Source organism: Candidatus Bathyarchaeota archaeon (genome assembly GCA_026014465.1).
Lineage (GTDB): Archaea > Thermoproteota > Bathyarchaeia > Bathyarchaeales > Bathycorpusculaceae > JADGNF01.
In genome coordinates, this window is the sequence record JAOZID010000010.1 from 1,229,763 (window position 1) to 1,247,939 (window position 18,177).

General features: G+C 44.5%; 16 protein-coding genes. 7 read left to right on the forward strand and 9 right to left on the reverse strand.

The features are described 5' to 3' along the window. Nucleotides 1–192: 192 nt before the first annotated feature. A complete protein-coding gene (gene clpB / locus NWF04_08495) occupies nucleotides 193–2,787 on the forward strand; it encodes an ATP-dependent chaperone ClpB (GenBank protein ID MCW4006612.1) in 2,595 nt (864 codons plus the stop codon). Between the two features lie 71 nt (nucleotides 2,788–2,858). On the opposite strand, the gene NWF04_08500 is transcribed toward clpB, so the two are convergent. Then, nucleotides 2,859–4,130, reverse strand: coding sequence for a hypothetical protein (locus tag NWF04_08500; GenBank protein ID MCW4006613.1), 1,272 nt, complete (start codon nucleotides 4,128–4,130; stop codon nucleotides 2,859–2,861). 273 nt (nucleotides 4,131–4,403) lie between these two features. Between NWF04_08500 and NWF04_08505 the strand changes: the two genes are divergently transcribed. Both NWF04_08505 and NWF04_08510 read left to right on the forward strand, forming a co-directional pair. Further along, entirely contained in the window at nucleotides 4,404–5,246 is an 843-nt protein-coding gene (locus NWF04_08505) for an NAD(+)/NADH kinase (protein ID MCW4006614.1), read from the forward strand. Nucleotides 5,247–5,281: 35 nt separating this feature from the next. Further along, nucleotides 5,282–5,794, forward strand: coding sequence for a DNA-binding protein (locus tag NWF04_08510; GenBank protein ID MCW4006615.1), 513 nt, complete (start codon nucleotides 5,282–5,284; stop codon nucleotides 5,792–5,794). Nucleotides 5,795–5,815: 21 nt separating this feature from the next. Here the strand turns inward: NWF04_08510 and NWF04_08515 are convergent, their stop codons facing one another. Further along, nucleotides 5,816–7,627 (reverse strand): DUF2070 family protein, encoded by a 1,812-nt coding sequence (locus tag NWF04_08515; GenBank protein ID MCW4006616.1) that lies wholly within the window; start codon nucleotides 7,625–7,627, stop codon nucleotides 5,816–5,818. Nucleotides 7,628–7,879: 252 nt separating this feature from the next. On the opposite strand from NWF04_08515, the gene NWF04_08520 reads away from it, so the two are divergent. Continuing rightward, nucleotides 7,880–8,185, forward strand: coding sequence for a hypothetical protein (locus NWF04_08520; protein MCW4006617.1), 306 nt, complete (start codon nucleotides 7,880–7,882; stop codon nucleotides 8,183–8,185). Between the two features lie 6 nt (nucleotides 8,186–8,191). On the opposite strand, the gene NWF04_08525 is transcribed toward NWF04_08520, so the two are convergent. Together NWF04_08525 and NWF04_08530 are read right to left on the reverse strand one after the other, a co-directional pair. After that, nucleotides 8,192–8,353, reverse strand: coding sequence for a preprotein translocase subunit Sec61beta (locus NWF04_08525; GenBank protein MCW4006618.1), 162 nt, complete (start codon nucleotides 8,351–8,353; stop codon nucleotides 8,192–8,194). Between the two features lie 88 nt (nucleotides 8,354–8,441). Beyond that, entirely contained in the window at nucleotides 8,442–9,410 is a 969-nt protein-coding gene (locus NWF04_08530) for a hypothetical protein (protein ID MCW4006619.1), read from the reverse strand. Between the two features lie 100 nt (nucleotides 9,411–9,510). Between NWF04_08530 and NWF04_08535 the strand changes: the two genes are divergently transcribed. Next, nucleotides 9,511–10,092 (forward strand): DUF429 domain-containing protein, encoded by a 582-nt coding sequence (locus NWF04_08535; GenBank protein ID MCW4006620.1) that lies wholly within the window; start codon nucleotides 9,511–9,513, stop codon nucleotides 10,090–10,092. Beyond that, on the forward strand, nucleotides 10,089–11,654 hold the full coding sequence (locus NWF04_08540; protein MCW4006621.1) for a DNA-directed DNA polymerase II small subunit: 1,566 nt from the start codon (nucleotides 10,089–10,091) through the stop codon (nucleotides 11,652–11,654). The genes NWF04_08535 and NWF04_08540 overlap by 4 nt, the downstream gene beginning before the upstream one ends. Nucleotides 11,655–11,675: 21 nt before the next feature. On the opposite strand, the gene NWF04_08545 is transcribed toward NWF04_08540, so the two are convergent. Further along, the gene (locus NWF04_08545) at nucleotides 11,676–12,914 is read right to left on the reverse strand and encodes an ORC1-type DNA replication protein (protein ID MCW4006622.1); all 1,239 of its coding nucleotides are present in this window, start codon (nucleotides 12,912–12,914) and stop codon (nucleotides 11,676–11,678) included. An 813-nt stretch (nucleotides 12,915–13,727) separates the two neighbouring features. Between NWF04_08545 and NWF04_08550 the strand changes: the two genes are divergently transcribed. After that, nucleotides 13,728–14,162 (forward strand): hypothetical protein, encoded by a 435-nt coding sequence (locus tag NWF04_08550; GenBank protein MCW4006623.1) that lies wholly within the window; start codon nucleotides 13,728–13,730, stop codon nucleotides 14,160–14,162. A 36-nt stretch (nucleotides 14,163–14,198) separates the two neighbouring features. Here NWF04_08550 and NWF04_08555 read toward each other — a convergent pair whose 3' ends face one another. From NWF04_08555 to NWF04_08570, 4 genes are all read right to left on the reverse strand, one after another. After that, on the reverse strand, nucleotides 14,199–15,011 hold the full coding sequence (locus tag NWF04_08555) for a MarR family transcriptional regulator (protein ID MCW4006624.1): 813 nt from the start codon (nucleotides 15,009–15,011) through the stop codon (nucleotides 14,199–14,201). 356 nt (nucleotides 15,012–15,367) lie between these two features. Next, nucleotides 15,368–15,835: a hypothetical protein gene (locus NWF04_08560; protein MCW4006625.1), complete on the reverse strand. Its 468-nt coding sequence runs from the start codon at nucleotides 15,833–15,835 to the stop codon at nucleotides 15,368–15,370. A gap of 584 nt (nucleotides 15,836–16,419) precedes the next feature. Beyond that, nucleotides 16,420–17,253 carry a carbon-nitrogen hydrolase family protein gene (locus NWF04_08565; GenBank protein MCW4006626.1) on the reverse strand — a complete coding sequence of 278 codons (834 nt, stop codon included), beginning with the start codon at nucleotides 17,251–17,253 and terminating at the stop codon, nucleotides 16,420–16,422. Nucleotides 17,254–17,267: 14 nt separating this feature from the next. Beyond that, a complete protein-coding gene (locus tag NWF04_08570; protein MCW4006627.1) occupies nucleotides 17,268–18,110 on the reverse strand; it encodes an NAD+ synthase in 843 nt (280 codons plus the stop codon). Nucleotides 18,111–18,177 lie beyond the last annotated feature (67 nt).

Genomic DNA, 18,177 nt, shown 5'->3' on the forward strand with positions numbered 1-18,177 from the left:
CAACACCCATATATAGATTAAGGTTTTACCGATGGAATACAGCAGATTCGTTAAGGTTATTCACCCAAACATCTCAAAACTAAACAGGGGCAAGCCCGCGGGCAACCATGTACCCAAAAAACCAAAGTTGCTTCGTAAGAATGCCTAAAAAGGACAAAAAAGGTCAAATATATTCGTGGGAAATTTTATTGTATGGGTCTTAACAATTTTACTATAAAATCTCAAGAAGTTATTCAGAAAGCAGTAGAAATAGCTGCTGCTAATCAGAACCAAGCAATTGAGCCTGTGCATATTTTGAAGGCAATGCTGCTTGTCGACGAAAACGTGGTTCCTTTTCTGCTAAAACAGCTAAACGCAGATGTAACTCGGCTTTCAGCGTCGCTTGACAACCTAATTGATGCGCTGCCCAAGGTTACGGGCGGCGAACCGTACCTGTCTTCTAACTCAAACAAGGTGCTTAGGAAAGCTCAAGAGCTATCTTCGGAGAGCAAAGACCAGTTTGTCTCTATCGAACAGCTACTTGTAGCAATCGCAACGTTAAACGACTCCGCTGGGCGGCTACTGCAAAGCAGCAAAGTCTCAGAAAAAGGACTTAAAGAAGCCATAAAACAACTAAGAAAGGGATCAACTGTGAATTCAAAAACTACAGATGAAACCTACAACGCCCTAAACCGCTTTGCAATAAACCTCAACGGCAGAGCTAAAACAGGAAAACTCGACCCCGTCATAGGACGAGAAGAAGAAATCCGCAGAGTTCTACAGATCCTGTCGCGGCGAACCAAAAACAACCCCATACTCATAGGCGAACCAGGCGTTGGCAAAACCGCAATCGCCGAAGGATTAGCACACCGCATAGTAAACGGCGATGTCCCCGAAAACCTCAAATCCAAACAAATTTTTTCGCTGGACATGGGTTCTTTGCTTGCTGGAGCAAAATACAAGGGCGAATTCGAAGAGCGGCTTAAAAGCGTCGTAAAAGAAGTAGTTTCATCTGAAGGCGAAATCGTCTTGTTCATCGACGAAATCCACACGTTGGTGGGTGCGGGAGCAAGCGAAGGCGCAATGGACGCAGCCAACATCTTAAAGCCTGCTTTGGCTAGGGGTGAACTACGCGCGATTGGGGCTACGACGCTTAAGGAGTACCAGAAGTATTTTGAAAAAGACAAAGCCCTTGAAAGGCGCTTCCAACCCGTAATGGTCAATGAACCCGACTCAGCAGACGCCATCTCCATTTTAAGGGGTCTAAAAGAGCGTTATGAAGTGTTCCATCACGTCAGAATCAAGGACGAAGCCATCATCGCAGCAGTAGAGCTGTCCCAACGCTACATCACCGACAGGTTCCTTCCCGACAAAGCCATTGACTTGATAGATGAAGCAGCATCAAAACTTAAGCTAGAAATCAATTCAGCCCCTGAAGAGCTAGAAACAATAGAACGCAAAATACGCCAACTAGAAATTGAGCGCGAAGCCATAAAACGAGAAAAAGACGAAACAAAACGCAAAACCCTAAACCAAGAAATCGCCAACCTTAGCGAAGAAAGAAACAAACTCAAAGCCAAATGGCAAGCCGAAAAAGAAATCGTCGACCAAATCCAAAACAAGAAAAATGAAATTGAACAGCTAAAATTTGCAGAGGAAGACGCCAACCGCAGCGGTAACTTGGAGAAAGTTGCGGAAATAAAATACGGCAAAATCCCTCAAGCAACCAAAACCATCGAAACCCTAAAGCAAAAACTCTCTGAAATACAAAAAGACTCACCGCTAATCAAAGAAGAAATCGGCGCAGAAGAAATCGCAGAAGTCGTGTCACATTGGACGGGCATACCCGTTAGCAGGATGCTGCAAAGTGAAAAAGAAAAACTGCTAAGCATCGAAGAGGCGCTACACAAAAGAGTCGTTGGGCAAGACGAGGCAATTGCGGCGGTTTCAGATGCAATAAGGCGAAGCCGCGCAGGCCTGCAAGACCCCAAACGTCCCATTGGCTCATTCATCTTTTTGGGCACTACAGGCGTTGGCAAAACAGAACTCACCAAAGCATTAGCCGAGTTCTTGTTCAACAACGAGAACAACATGGTCCGAATCGACATGTCCGAATACCAAGAAAGACACACGGTTTCAAGGCTGGTAGGTGCACCGCCGGGCTATGTCGGCTATGAAGAGAGCGGTCAACTCACTGAGGCTGTAAGAAGAAAACCGTACTCGGTTGTTTTGCTTGACGAAATCGAAAAAGCACACCCCGACGTCTTCAACATCCTCCTGCAAGTCCTAGACGATGGCAGATTAACCGACAACAAAGGCAGAACAGTAGACTTCAAAAACACCATCATCATCATGACCTCAAACATCGGCTCGCACATAATTCAAGAAAACCTAGAAAAAGCAACCCCCGATAACAGAGAAGCAGTTTGGTACCAAACCAAAGAGCAGATTTTTGATTTGCTAAAGAAAACCATAAAACCAGAATTCCTAAACCGCATTGACGAAATAATCATGTTCCAGCCCCTCAACGAAGCTGAAGTGCGTAAAATCGTTGAAAACCAACTCAGAAGCATCCAAACTATGCTTGAGAAAAGCAACATCAAAATACAAGCCACAGAAAAAGCAGTAGACTACATCGCAAAAGCAGGCTTTGACCCCCAATTCGGAGCCAGACCAATAAAACGAGTAATCCAAAAAAGCATCCTCAACGAACTCTCAAAAATAATCCTACAAGGAAAAATCAACAAAGACGCAACCATCACCATCGACGAAAACAAAGGAGCACTAGAATTCAAAAACACCCCATAACAACCCAACCACCAACCCCCTACTTCTTTTAGAAAACTCCACTCAAAACCCCCAAACAACACCAACCACAATCATCTACGATACCGCCGCCTAAACATCACCAACCCAGCAACCAACAAGACGCATAGCACTACAGTCATAACCAGAACAAACGTAGAAGTGCTTACAAAACTGTTTTCTGAATCATCAATGCTAGGTGAAACAGACCCTTCATGGGAAGTCGGTTGCGTTGGAGAAGCAGAAACAGGAGAGGAAGGCAAAGAGGAAGTATGCTGGGGTGTACCCGTAAGCGGTGGAGTGTTTGTGGGGGTTGGGGAAAGCGTGGGGGTAGGCGTTAAAGTTTGCAGAGGCGTTGGCGACAAAGACGGCGTAGGCTCAGAAGACGAAAGGTCCCCACCGCCAATTCCTAGAGGATAAACAGCAAAAACCTCCCCACTATCCGCCCAAAGCTCCACCACAACCAAACTCACAAAACCAGGATACAACTCACACAAAGGCAACTCAACTTTCCAATACGGAAACAAAACCAAAGCCACATCCTTAGGTGTAGTTAACAAATCCGCTTTGATTCCATCGTTAAACACCTTAAGATTTTTTATTTCCTGATTGTCAAACGTGTAAGAAAAGTCAGCGGCTTTGGCTAAAGCTAAATCTACGGCGTCTTCTTTGGAAACGTTCACTGCAGTAGAGCCAATTTGGACATAAGATCTGTCATCTCCAAAAAGGTAAAAGTCTCCGTCTCTATAGCGTATGCCTAATGTTGAGAAAACGGCGCCGCCATAGGTGTTTGACCACCTAAAAGACGTACAAGAAGAACCAGTACTCGTAGAAGTGAGGGACACTTCAAGGGTTATATTGCCACTTGTTTTTGTTGCGTTTTCAGACAGATCAAGCGACTTGACCATGTTATGCATATCAGATATCGAGGAATCCTTAGTTAGGGATTGATATCGTTCAAGAAAGCCACTAATCAAATCGTTCATACTTGACGGTTGCGGTTGGCTGTAAATCGGCATTCCTTTCCGAACGTCCATTTTGCAGGAAGTAAGAGTTCCATTTACGAAGCGGAAAAGAACCTCTATCAAACTGTTTTCAGCACTAAACGAAAGAAGCCCATGGGTTAAAGATAACTTGTTCAAATCCTCAGGATACTCTGTAATTGGACCCACAACCACCTCCACATCATATTCTTCAACATCAAGCAGCACAACATCTGTCAAAAAAGCTAATACACGTTCGGGAGCAGACGAATCAGCAGAGTAAGCAAAAGGAGAGAAAGAAACGGTTGAGAAAGCAATTAGAAGGGTTAGTAGAAAGGCAGTAAGTGGGTGATTTGCTTTCATGTTGTTCTCCCAGTCCAACAAGCAACAGCAGTAAAATAAATTCTTCGCAACAGATTTAATGAGCATTATTCAATAACGCAGCGGATAATTTGAAACTATAGAAAAGAACAAACACATTTTAGTAAAACACACTCAAAAACCATCCAGCAATAACACTGCAAGCCATCCAGAAATCGGCAACAGCAAAAAAGAAATAATTTTTAGCAAAACGTGTGGGGCTTTATCGTGAAGTTAATATAGATTAAGGTGTCGCTATCTACTGAGCAGTGGAAGATGTTGTTTAAAAGCGTGGGGATTGTTGCTCGTTACGATAAGAGGGAAGCTTTGGCGTTGGCGGATGAGTTAGCGGCGCATCTTCAGAGTAGGGGTTTGCAGGTTTGCATGGAGGATACGTTGGCGGGCAAGGTTAAATCTCAAACGCAGATGATTCCGCTACAGGATATGCAGACCGATTTTGTGATAACCATTGGGGGGGACGGAACGGTTTTGCGAACGTGTTTGTCTTTACCTAAGCCTGAGCCGCCCGTGCTAGCCGTCAACATGGGAGTAAGGGGTTTTCTGACTGTTTTGGAGCCCAAAGATGCCTGCGCGGCCATGGACAAAATCTTAAACCATCAATTCCACATCGACAAATGCGCCAAACTTTGCGCAACCACTGCCCAAGGCGAACTACCTGACGCGTTAAACGATGTTGTCATATCGGGTGGTGAGCCGTCCAAGATTTTGTATATGCAAATCTACAAGGATGATGAGCCGATTTTGAAGTGTGAAGCAGACGGCTTTATAGTTTCCACGCAAACGGGCGCGACAGGTTACTCTTTATCTGCAGGCGGACCAGTTTTAGACCCAGAAATTGACGCGATTGTTCTAACACCGATTTGCTCGTTGACAACGTTTCGCTCACTAGTTTTTCCTGCAGATTCTAAAATCACAATAGAACTGCTTAGGCCTAAGGATATGCTAGTTTTGGTTGATGGCAACTACCGCCAAGGGCTGCCTGCTGAAGACGCCTCGGTTACGATTATGCGCTCTAAAAACGTGAGTTCGTTTATCAGGTTTGGAAACGACTTCTACGAGAGGCTAAAAAGCAGGCTGCTTTTCAAAGGAACGGGATAAAAATCCAAGACAAACGGGGTTTAGGCGCGGGCATTATGGTTTTGGACACTTCCGCGTTTATTGCAGGCTTTGACCCCTTTAGTTTGGGGGACTATTTGGTTACTTCGCCGTTAGTTAAGCAGGAAATCAAAGACCCCATGACGGCGCTACGTTTTGAGACCGCGGCGGAAAGCGGGCGGCTATGGGTTCAGGTTCCGCCTCAGGAGGTTTTGGAGCGGGCAAGAGCTGTGGCGTCTACGGTGGGTGATGCGTATTTGCTTTCAGAAACCGACATGCACGTTTTAGCGCTAGCCCTGCAGCTTAAAGAAGAAGGCAAACAACCACGCATCGTAACTGATGATTACTCGATACAAAACGTCGCCACCAAAATGCAGCTACAATTCAACGCACTCGCAACGCATGGCATAAAACGACTCCTAAACTGGATACGATACTGCCCCGCCTGCCACAAAACATACTCTGCCAACACTAAAACCACGACCTGCACAGTCTGCGGAACTCAACTTAAACGCAAACCCCAAAAAACACGCAAAAACCCACAAAAATAAGCTCTGCAAGCAGCGTAGGGGTTAGAGGAAGAGTAGAAGCAGCAGTAAGAGTAGACCTTCGATGCCAAAGATGGGAACAACGAGCTGTTTGGCTTTTTGTATGGCTTTGTCAACTAGGACGGTAAGGGAGGATAGGCTGTCGCTTCCTATGACTTGCACGTCGGGGATGGTTATTGTTAGGCTGCCTGATTTGCAGGGTTCGAGGTTTGCTTGGGCGGTTTGGGCGGCAGCTTTGATGTATTTGATGAGGGCTTGGTGGTTCATGGCTTCGCCTACGGGGTGGTAGCCGCGGCGTCCGACAACTACGGCGCTTACTGCATGAGTGTCAGTGGTGAAGATTTCGCTTTCAGAAAAACCCAGCGCGGCTAGTTCGGGGAGGATTTTTTCTCTAAGCCCTGAAACCATGTTGTTTCCGTCAATTATGATGTAGGAGGCGGTTTGCGTACCTGTTTTGATGGTTATGGCTGTTATGCCGCCTGTGCCCATGCCGTCTTTGAGGGTGAACTCTTCTGGGTAGACGGTGGCTGAGCCGACCTCAAACGGTGTAGGTTTTTGGGCAAGGGCTTTTTTGAGGGCTTTGGAGGCGATATGGTTTAGGGTTTGGATGGTGGCTTCTATGTTTACGTTTTCGGTTAAGCTGTTGTGGGCGTTTACTATGACTACGTCTTCTAATCCGAGGTTTTTTGCTTCTTTGTAGACAAGGTCACCGAGTTCTTGGGGTAGGTCTTCGGTGGTTTTGGGTGCTAGCGTGAAGGATAGTAGAGCGGTTTTGCCAAAAAGCTGGCAAGACGCGCAGACAAAGTCTTCAGAGGCACGTACAAGAGCTGTTGCCTTGTCGTTTTGGGCTTCAAACGCGGCGTGCTGTAGGATATGGTTGATGATTTTGTGGTTTTGCTGTTGCGAGGCTGCGTCAAGCTCATGACCAAGAAGACCAAGGGGAACGCAGGCGTTGCCGCCGTAACGTTGCTCAAAGTTTTGCTTAAGCAAGGAGGGCAAAAGGCTGCTGCCGATATTTTTGAAGGGCCCAGGGTGCACAAGGGGAATGAGGAAGGCGGCTTTGGGTTTTGGCGCGTCGAATTTGAGGATGGAGGCGTTGATGTTTTCGTTTTTTCCTAGTTTTTCTAGGAAGGCTTCTAAGGGGGCGTTTGCGCTTGTGACCCAGTTAAGCATGAAAGCTTGGAATATGGACATGGAAGAGATACCGTAGAGGTTTTTGCCTAAGCGGTCTAAGGAGGAAACCAGTAGCAGGGCAGCGGCTATGGCGATTAGGGGTGAAATGGCGATGAAGGGCACAAATTTCATGTAGGATACATCAAGCCGCAGCCAAAGAAGAACAAACGTAACTATGCAGGCAAGAGGGGAAAGCAGGCAGGCTGTTAGGCGCCGCAGGGAGGTGGCAGAGGAAGCAGCGAATAAGACGACTCCGCGCAGGGTGAGCATGGCGGCAAAGCCCAACAGGCAGAGTCTAATCCACCATAGGAAATCGACGGTTAAGCCAACGCCAACACCTATCAGTATGAAGAGGAGCCATATGAGCCAGCCTGCAAGGGAAAGGACGGTAGTTCGGCGTAGAACAAAAATGGGGTCACCAAGGAGGTACTTGCTTGTGAGTAAGTCGAAAAAAAAGTTCACGGCGAAGAGGCAAACACCAAGGGTAAGGCTAAAGGTTACGCCTTCAAAGGAGAAGTCAAAAACTGCGCTTGAGAGCCCAGCGATTAGGCATATTGTGGCAACTGCTGTGAGGGCGGTTTTAAAAGAGGGGAGAAAGAACATTGAGGAGTAGTGTTTTTGGGCTTTGTTTATTGACTGATTAAGGGCGTTTTCAGTTGCCAAATCCACCATCTCTTTTTGGATTTCTATGAGGTAGGATATGTCTATTAAAGGCTATCTAGGCGTTTTTGTTTGACCTAAAAGACAGAATTTAAGCTAACCACGCAAACAGTTCCCCATAGTTTTTACTTGAAACTGTTAAAGTTAAGGGCTTAAGAAAAGTTCTGGGTGGCGGATGTAACATGAAAATGTCACATTTACATGGGGTAACCGTTTTATCCCTAATGTATACTCTATAGTCAGTTTGCGAATGCTATGCCCGAGCAACAATTGCCCCCCTCCATATTCCAGATGCTCGAAAGAAACGTGGGCAAAAGAATCCAAGCAATAGTTGACCCCGCATATGGATTTGAGGGCACGTTAGCAGCGGTAACTAATGCACCAAACGGAATTTGGCTTTCTGAAGCCGAAGCGATAGTGCTTAGAGCCACGATTGCACAACCCATTCCCCAAGTGGCAAGCAGGGAAGAAAGAGGCGACCTATTTTTGAACCTAAGCTCGGTGCAACGGCTAGAAATACTTCAAACAACAACTACTGCATCAAGAAGAAGCAGAGAATAAAAGTTTTTAGAAGACCTTGGCTAAAACAGAAGCCACAATCAAGCCCACAGCAATAACCATAAGCAATTCAGGCCTAACTTTGATGCCTTCGGTTTCTTCCTCAAAAAACCTTAGCAAACCAGCACTTGCAGCAGGCATAGGACCTTGATCTTTTCGTTTACGACTCATAGCTTTTCTTCCACTTACAACCGTAAGCAAATACAGCTACACGCTTCTGCATTATTAACATTGCGCAGGTAACCCACATAAAAGCAGGTTACGCAACCAAATCGGCTAGGTCTACGCTGTGGTCGTAGATTTGCCTAAGAAAGGCTGTTGCAGCTAAAGTTTGGGGTATGACATCAACGGATTGTTCTCTTACGGCTTTTTCTATGTCTAGGGAGAGGGTTTCGATTTTTTTGCGCATTTGGCGTACGGTTTCGGCTGTGGAGGTGTCTTTGTTTGTGAAGGATTTTAGGGCATTTTCGTGGGCGGAGTAGCAGACAACTTGCAGGTCAGAGAGCAGTTTTCGCAGGTCATCAGAAAGTTTGTCGTTTAGTTCAAGGGTTTTGGAGGCAACTTGCACGCAGGCATCACCCATGTTTTCGACAAGACTTGCGGCCAAACGGTAATCCAAACATTCAATACTTGTTAACCCAAGCTTTTCGCCAAGCCGCGGATTCTGCAAAATAGTACGTAAAATGCGCACCAACAAGAAGTAGAGTCGGTTGTTTTCGTCGTCGCGGGCTATGACACTTTTGGCAAGCTGTAAATCGCCGTCGATAAAAGAGTTTAAGGCGTCACGGTGCATTCCAGCAACTATAGCATAGTTTCGACGCAAAATCTTTTCGGGGGTAAACCCAGAGGGGTCAAGCAGGCACTGCAGGACGATTTGGGAGTGGTTTTCTTCAACTATTTCCAACCCAATTAAGGAGGCTACAGTGGCTTTGACTACGTTGCGGGTATCAAAGTCGATGCGCCCTTTGCTTTCGATGCGTATAATATCAGAACCCAGCAGGTAGCGCCCGATGATTTCGCGCCCAAGATATGGGCCAATGGTTAGGGTGGTGAGTTTTTGTGTGGGTTCAGCGTTGTATTCTGGGTCTATGCAGATTCTCCCTTCGCTGGTTTCGTTTAACGCAACTAAGGTGCCCTTTTTTAGTCCATGATCTTCAGACCATGCACGGGGTAGGCAAACAAAAAAAGTTCCCGTTGGGGTTCTTTGTACTTTGCGTAAATCAGCCATTTAATGACACCTTTCGAGTCGGACTGGTATTATATGTGATGATACTACCTTAGAATTTAAGACCGATATATAAACATGAAATGGGATTTAAAAGGTTAGCATGGAAAGTATAATCGGTATAGATTTGTCAGGGGCTAGCAAAAACCCAACAGGCATCGCTCTGCTGCAGGGCAAAATGGTGCAAGCCAAACTGAGCCATTTTGACGGCGAAATCTTGGAAGATATAGAAATAAACAATCCTGTGCTTGTAGCAATCGATGCCCCACTGAGTTTTCCACAATGTGGGTTTACCCGAAAAGCAGATCGAGATATGTCAAGAAACGGCTACAGGGTTTTGCCGCCCAACTTTCCTCACATGCGCGAGCTCACAAGGCGAGCCGTAAAACTGAATAAACAAATACAAGAAAGAGGGTATAGGACAATTGAGGTTCATCCGACATCAAGCCGAAAAGCCCTGCAGATGCCGCTTAAAGAGTGGCGTGCAATCCAAGAAACCCTAAAAGCATTGGGGCTAAAAGGGGATATAGAAAATCGCCTGTTGGTTACTCATGAAATTGACGCAGTGACAGCGGCTTTAACCGCAAAACTGCACTTAAAAGGGCAAACACAGTTAGTAGGCGATGAGCAAGAAGGCTATATAATTGTTCCAAAGAAGAAGGATTGGAGAATATTAACGATATGACGCAGACGGGGAGGCTTCAAAAAGCTGTTGAAATCACTATTGCAGCAGGATACCAAATCGATAAAGAAGCCTTTGAATTTCTAAGTTCTTTACCCAATACTGATGACCCCACCCAAGTCGTAAACACGGCTTTGCAGAAAATAGAGATGCTAGAAGACAAACCGCTATTCCTTGGCAAAGACTTCTTGGAGTCGGCGCTAAAACAGCCAAAACACGAAAGCGCTAAACATCAGCCGCCTGCTTCGCAACCAAAAACCATACAGAAAACACAAGAAAAAACTAAAACCCCCCAAGAAAACAGCGACGTTAGACCTTACGCCAAGGATATAGAAGCCCAGATTAAAATTCTTGAAGACCCCACAACGCAGTTAACGTCCAACGGAACCATGGAGGAGTTTTTGGGATACTTCCAAGACCGATTCAAACGTATGGAAAAGCTGCTGCGGCAAAGGATGGATGTGAAATCTGCTACGCCGATAAGTGAGGCTTTGAAGTCGCAGCCAAAAACCAAACTCAAAATCATTGGCATGGTAACCGAGAAAAGAGATGCTAAGCAGCAGCTTTTGGTAACTATTGAAGATTTGAAGGCTAGCGCCACGTTTTTGGTTCCTACTAAAGCTGCTGATGAGGTGCAAAGGAAAGCCCAGCTGCTATTGCCCGACCAAGTCATCTGCGCTGCAGTAACCAAAACCCGAGGAAGACTTTTCCTAGCCGAGGACATCATCTACCCCGAAATAAGCCAAAGGTCTCCAAACAGAGCCTCAGAACCCGTTTATGCCGTTTTGACTTCAGATATTCATGTAGGCAGCAACAAATTCAACAAAGAAGCCTTCAAACGCTTCATACTCTGGCTCAAAGGCAAATACGGAACTGACGAAATGAAAGAAATTGCCAGCCACGTAAAATACTTCCTAGTAGCAGGCGACCTAGTAGACGGCGTAGGCATCTTTCCAGGTCAATCAAAAGAACTTACCGTGAGAAACATCCACCGACAATACCAGTACGCCGCAAAAATATTCTCACGTATCCCCGAACACATAGAAATCATAGTCTCCCCCGGAAACCACGACACCTCAAGAAAAGCTCTCCCCCAACCCGCAATATCTGAAGACTATTTACCCACCATCATAGGCAACAGAAAAATATACTCCGTAGGAAACCCTGCCATGGTCAGCATACACGGCGTAGAAGTTCTCATGTACCACGGCAGAAGCCTAGACGACATTATCGGCTCGGTTCCAGGCATAGAACACGAACACCCAGAAAACGCCATGAAACTCTTCATGCAATGCCGACATTTAGCACCCATATACGGCGCAAAAACCACCCTCTCACCCGAAAACCGCGACTTTCTAGTCATAGACAGAGTCCCAGACATCTTCCACGCAGGACATATCCACGTTTTTGGAGCATGCTACCACCGAGGCACCCTCATAGTAAACTCAGGCGGATGGCAAGAACAAACAGACTACATGGCAAAACTAGGCCTAGTCCCCACACCAGGCATAGTCCCTGTAGTAAACCTCCAAACCCTCCAAACTAAAGTACTCTCATTCGCCTAAAAAGAAAACATCAAATTAAAGTTAGTGCCTGTTTTTTAATGGTAAGTTTGGCTTGTAGGCTAGCATAGAGCTTAAGCGTGAGTCGGCTTCAAAGACTTCTTTGATATGTGAACGCGAAATTTCAAGGCGGATTTTTTTGGTTCGTCCATAGCGCCCCATGCTTACAACTTTTGAGTTTAACAGTCCCATGACGTCTAATTCGTTGATTAGGGAGCCTAGGCGGCGTTGGGTGAGAAGGTTGGTGCCGATTTCGTTGCAGAGTTCATTGTAAACGTCGTAGATTTCGCCTGTGGTTGCGCTGCTGTTGGTTTTGTTTAGGTGGTAGACGCTAAGAAGAACCAGTTTTGAATGTAAAGTCAGGTTTTTGAGGGCTTCTACGACCCTGTTGTGTTCAATATGTTTTTCAGCTTGCCTAACATGTTCTTCAGAAATCAAATTAGACCCCTCGCGTTCAGCAACTTCGCCAGCTACACGCAGCAAATCCAAAGCGCGGCGGGCGTCCCCATGTTCAGCAGCTGCAAGAGCCGCACAAATACTCAAAGCCGCCTCAGACAAACAACCATCAAAAAAAGACAATTTAGAACGTTCCAGCAAGATGTTACGGATTTCGCTAGCATCATAAGGTCTAAAAACCATCTCCTCTTCACTAAGAGAACTAAAAACCCTAGGATCCAAGAACTCTTTTAGCCGCAAGTCGTTTGAGATGCCCACCATAGCAACTTTGCTCTTTTTTAAAGCCTCATTTATACGGGTTAACTCGTAGAGCAAACTATCTCCGCGGTCTTTAATCAACGCGTCAATCTCATCTAACACAACAATAAAAATTGTCTGTGAATTATCCAAGCTGTTACGGAACCGTTCAAAAACCTCGCCCACAGACAAGCCAGTGAAAGGAATTGACAAACCCAAACTTTGACTAAGGCTAGCGAATATACGGTATTCTGAACCAGTCATGCGACAGTTGACATAGCAGAATCTGACAGGGGCGCCGTATTCTTTGGCTTTGGCTTCTAAGTGACTTAGGACATATTTGGTGACGGCGGTTTTTCCTGTTCCTGTTTTTCCGTATATGAATATGTTTGAACATCTTGCGGCTTTAAGCACAGGGGCTACTGCTTGGCCAAGAAGACGAATCTGATCTTCACGGTGAGGAAGCCTATTTGGCAGATAATCATGCCTTAGAACCTCACGGTCTTTGAATAATTTGGCTTCGTTAACGAATTTTTCGAAGACATCGTCTAATATGTTTGTGTTGCTCATCCTTTGTCCCCATATACATTCAGAGGTAACACCATTATTTCGAATGGAACAAATAAAGGGTACAGTACAAAAAAATGGTTACAACGCATAACATTTCTAAAACCAGTGGAAAAAACGCCAACACAAACAAGTAAGAAACCACAGGCACACCCCAGAATTTCTACTGGAACTCTGTAATACCTTTGTAAAGGTATGTTTGATTTCTTTTAAAAAGAAATATACTCTGTGAGACCAGTTCAATTTTAAGTATATTAATATATAGTGTTCAAGAAATTAGATGGATGAACTGTAATTTTTTTTTGGGCACATAAACGAGTTTGTTTTCCCCAAAGTTTTCGAGAGGAAATGAAGGGGTGTCTGTCCACTTATATCTGACAATGAAAAATCATGTTTTTTTGTTCACAACATGGTCTACTCCACGTTTGATACCCTTGTTTATACCCCTATTTTTTGTTCTTCAGAGTTTTATGTTCACAACATCTCTTTTTCTTCACACTCTTGTGAATACACTGTGAATCTACATTCTGAATATACTTTAAATGAAGCCCTTTTCTCTCAAAACGCCACGTTTTTGGTTCTTAACAGTAAACCAGACCCCCCTACACTTCTACTGGAAATACCAATACAAACCACTTTCAGAATTCATTTCACAAAACAAAAACATGTGAAGCCTGTAATCTAAAAACCTCTGCAAAAAACCACTATTTCACATATCCGACCGTTTTTATGGGTTTTTACAAACGCTTTTTTCACCATAACATCTATAAGCTGTAACGTACAAACTTGTGAACCCTGCAAAGGTGTGCACCGTAGATGCCTGCTAGAAAAATGCGTGTGGAACTGTTCGATAACGAGGGCAATCGCTATACGGTAGCCTTTGAAGGACAGGTAACCCGCGATAAGGCTTTGCGGCTTTTGGACCTTGTAGAGTTGCTTGGCGGCATGCCTGGAGAAAACCAACCTTCATCAACAACAGTAAGCACTCCTGCAGTTGGCAAAGTATCCAGATTTGAAAAAGTGCGCACAGTTGTCCAGAAAAGCTTCCCTCTTGTCTGGTTCTCCTCCAAAGACGTCCAATCCGTTTACGAACAAGACCTTAAAGAACCCGTAACCCTAAGTACCATCTCAACCTACCTATCACGCATGGCCAACAAAGGCTTCTTACTGCGAAGCGGCAGCTCAAACAACCTAAAATACAAAATTGCAACAACCAACCCCAACTCAGTCATAAAACAAAAAATCAAATAACCAAGCCACTAGCTAAAAGCTTTAATGGTGAATATTTTAGGGCGTAGGGTTTTGGGGGCTGCCAAGGAGGTTTTCCATTTCCTTTTTTATGCTGTACTTGAAGGGTAGTTTTCCTGTTTCCCTCTCTAAGTAGCCTTCTTCGTAGAGTTTTTTCATTAGCCTAGCCGTGTGTTCTCTGCTAAGATTCACTGTTTGCTTGATTTCAGGCGCAGTTTTTGGTCCTTGAGCAGATAAAAACTCTAAAACCTTCACTTCAGTTTCAGTAAGAGAAGCCATTGCTTTGTCACGTTTTATGGGCATAACTGGCACCGCAGAAATCTCTGGGTCGTCTACAGCTTGAGAAACAATTGTAGCGGCGGATGGTGGGTTTGCGATTTTTTCTTCTAAGGTTGTGATTTGGCTTTTGATTTTTTCTTGCCAAACTTCTACTTCAATCAGTTTTGCTGATATCTCGCTTGTGTTGTCTTTTGGTATTTTCTCTAAAACTTTAACGTTCGCCTCAGAGATATCATTAACAACCGCAGTTAAGTTTTCAAACTGGGCATTAATTTGCACAACCTGCTCTTCAAGAGGCTCTATCCTTCTCTCAAAACCATCCATTTTCCTAAGTCCACTATCAGCCCTCAACGAAGCATCCTCAACCTTAAACTCTACAGCATCGATTTTCTCATCCTCTCGCCTAATTTCCCTGTTGAAACTTAGCACAATATCCTCAACCAAACCCCTAGCCTTCTCGTACTCCTTTTGCGCCATCCTCAAACGCCTATGATACTCTAAAGCAGCATACCCTGTAACCGACAACAACACTCCAAGAAGGACACCCACAACAACTATTGCAAACTCAACCAAATCTGTGACCTCTGTGATACAAACGTGATTCTACCGTGATTTACGCGTGATTTTAACTGTTGCATCACACATCACAGTTTCCCATGGAAAATTTAAGGTTTACGGTAAACCCTGTGACATATTCCCTTATGACATCACATCTCACAAACTGTGACCTGCAACATCACAACCTCTATGAAAAACAGCATTTTAAAAATCTGGCAAATAATGGCTTATTTTGGGTAAAGAAACCTTTTTACTGGTATTTATTTGATGGTTTGTATGGTGGTTGTGATTGTGTGATATTTCACACTTCATGTGATTTCTCACATGTTTTGCTTATAAAGGATGTGTGATTTGTGACGTCACAATGGCCATTAAGAGGGGCTAGAAAGCTGTTTTAGACTCGCTTCTAGCTCTTCTCGTATCACATTTATGACCTCCAGGTGGCTTTCTAGTTCATTTTCCCCTTCTGGCATGTCTTGATGTGCTTCCATGTACTCCTTCAATTTGTTTGCTATTTCAAGATATGGGTCAAGAGTTGTGGTCTCAAAAATGCCTAAGTACCCTAGCAGCAACACTGTGTAAATGGATTTTATGATGTTCTCTTTTGCCTGTTTTAACGTCCTGTTAAAGGCTCCGCGGCTTAATTTGGCCTTTTTTAGGCGTAATCTGGCTTTTTCATCGTAGTTTAGTGATTTGCCTGAAATATTTTCGGCTAAAACGTCAATAATCAATGTTTCAAGCTGTGTTTTTGTTAATTGGCTGTTTTTAGCCAGTATTTTGACAACGGGGTCGTTTACGGCTCCGTTTAGCCATATTTGGACGCTGTCTTTGAGCTTCAACCTGCTAACTCCTTGGACATAGTAAATGAATACAATTTTGTATACGTGGGCATCCTTTAAAATTTTACCCTCTTAGACACCCACTTTAACACACAAAAACAGAGGTAAATATCCTTAAAAAATGTTTTCTAACCCCCATCAACCCTTAAAGTCAATGAAAGCTGATATTTGGATCTTTTTTCGATTTTAGGCCATGATTTGCCCTTTTTATTCTTTGATTTGTGGCGGTTATTTCTTTTGGTTTGTAATCAAACATGTTATTTCTTTACTTTATGCTGTTAGTATTGCCTGAACTATTGCAATTATGTGCTCCCCTTTTACTCACTGGATTGCACGTTTACGCTTAGTAGAAAAACATGCAAGACTGGTTTTTAACTCCTTTATGCCCTATCTTTTCACCAGTTTGATTGCTTTTTGCTGATGTGACGTCGTGATGTCACCTATCACATGTGAATCACGCGTGATGCTCTGTGATTAATGCTTGATATCACATGGTGTGATGCGTTAGTGATTCCTGAAAACTGCCTTGTGGCTTGTTTGGGTGCCGTTTTGAAAAGGGAGTGATTTGGGGTTGTTTTTTGTTTTTAGAGGTTTTCTGCGCTTTTCTTCATGTCTTCAAAGAGTTCTGGGCGCAGGTCTCTAAGCGTTGGGATAAACGCTTCAATAGCTCTCATATCACTTAACGTAACATCACAAATCACAAAGTCTTCCTCATCCACCTTTGCCCTGCAAACCACATCCCCAGCAGGGTTTACCAGTCGACTTCCACCCCAAAACTGCAAGCCTTCCTCTACGCCCACAAGGTTAACGTAAGCCAAAAACGCCGTGTTCTCCAGCGCCCTTGCAGCCGTGATAATTTCAAAATAGCTCCTGCGAACCGCCGGCGAAGCTGAAATTGCAACAATCAACTGCGCCCCCTTTAACCGTATCAAACGAGTCACTTCAGGGAAAAATAAATCATAACAAATACACAATCCAATTTTCCCCAATGCAGTATCAAAAACCGCCGCCTGATATCCCGGACGGAAATACCGTTTCTCCTCAAACACACTATGCGTAGGCAAATACATCTTACGGTACTTTCCAATGTATCCTTCAGGACCCACAAGAACTGACGTGTTAAAAATGGTCGCCTTGGTTTTTTCGCTTACCTCTGGCATCCCAAAAATTATGTGCATGCCCGTTTTTTTGGCGATTTCCTCAATTTTTTGTGTGGAGGGTCCTGGGATGGTTTCTGCTAGCTCGTAGATTTGGTCTCTAACTACGTATCCTGTGAGGGAGAGTTCGGGGAAGATTATGAGGTCAGCGTTTTGTTTTTTTGCTTTTAGGGTGTGTTCTTGGATTTTCTTGATGTTTTCCGCTTTATTTTCGCGTTTGCTGCTCATCTGCGCAAGAGCTAACCTTATTGTGTCCTTCATTTTCTTGTTTTCTCCTAGTAGTTGCTTTGGGGAAGCCGAAAATCGTTCCCGATGGTTCGGTATTCAAGTTTGGGTGCTAAGGGCATTTTTCTTTTATGCTCCACTTTTAGCCAACGCGCTTTCACCTGTTTGACTTGGTTTTCGTCTATGTTTAGTTGCTCTGCGATTTCTTTGGTGGTCATGAACCGCTCGAGCCCAAACAGCATCAAATCAAGCTCTTCGTATTTCATTCCTAGCTCGCCTTCTGCTGACTGGTTAGGCCACAGAGCTGGCGTGGAGGGTTTATCTGCAAGTTCCTTGGGTATCCCCAGATGCTTTGCTAGCATGCGGACTTGGGTTTTGTAGAGGTCCAGTATGGGGGCTATGTCTGCGGCGGCGTCTCCCCATTTGGTGAAGTAGCCCATCATTGCTTCTGATTTGTCTGAGCTTCCGCCGACGATCTTGTTTAACTTGTTAGCGTAGTAGTAGAGGTATATCATTCGGCTGCGGGCTTTGATGTTGCCTTTGCAGAGTTTGTTTGTGACGTCAAAGATGGGTATGGACTGGTAGAATCCTTCTAGGGCAGGTGTGATGTCACAGATTTTTGTTTGGATTCCAAATATGTCGGCGACTGTTTGGGCGTCTTGGATGTCTTGGTTGCTACGGGTTTCTTTTTCAGGCAGCATGAGACCCATTACGTTTTTGCCTCCTATGGCTTTGGCTGAAAGGGCTGCTATGGTGTTGCTGTCAACTCCGCCTGAAAGCCCAACAACTATCCCTTTTGCTCCAGTGTTTTCCACGTAGCTTTTGATGAATCTGTTTATCCTTTTTTCAACATCAACTAAATCCAGTTCCATGACCGATGGCGTTAGCTTCATGTCTTTCGTGTCCTTCCTGTTTTATGGTTGTAGGCAACTATTTAAGGACAAGCATAAATACTAAGCA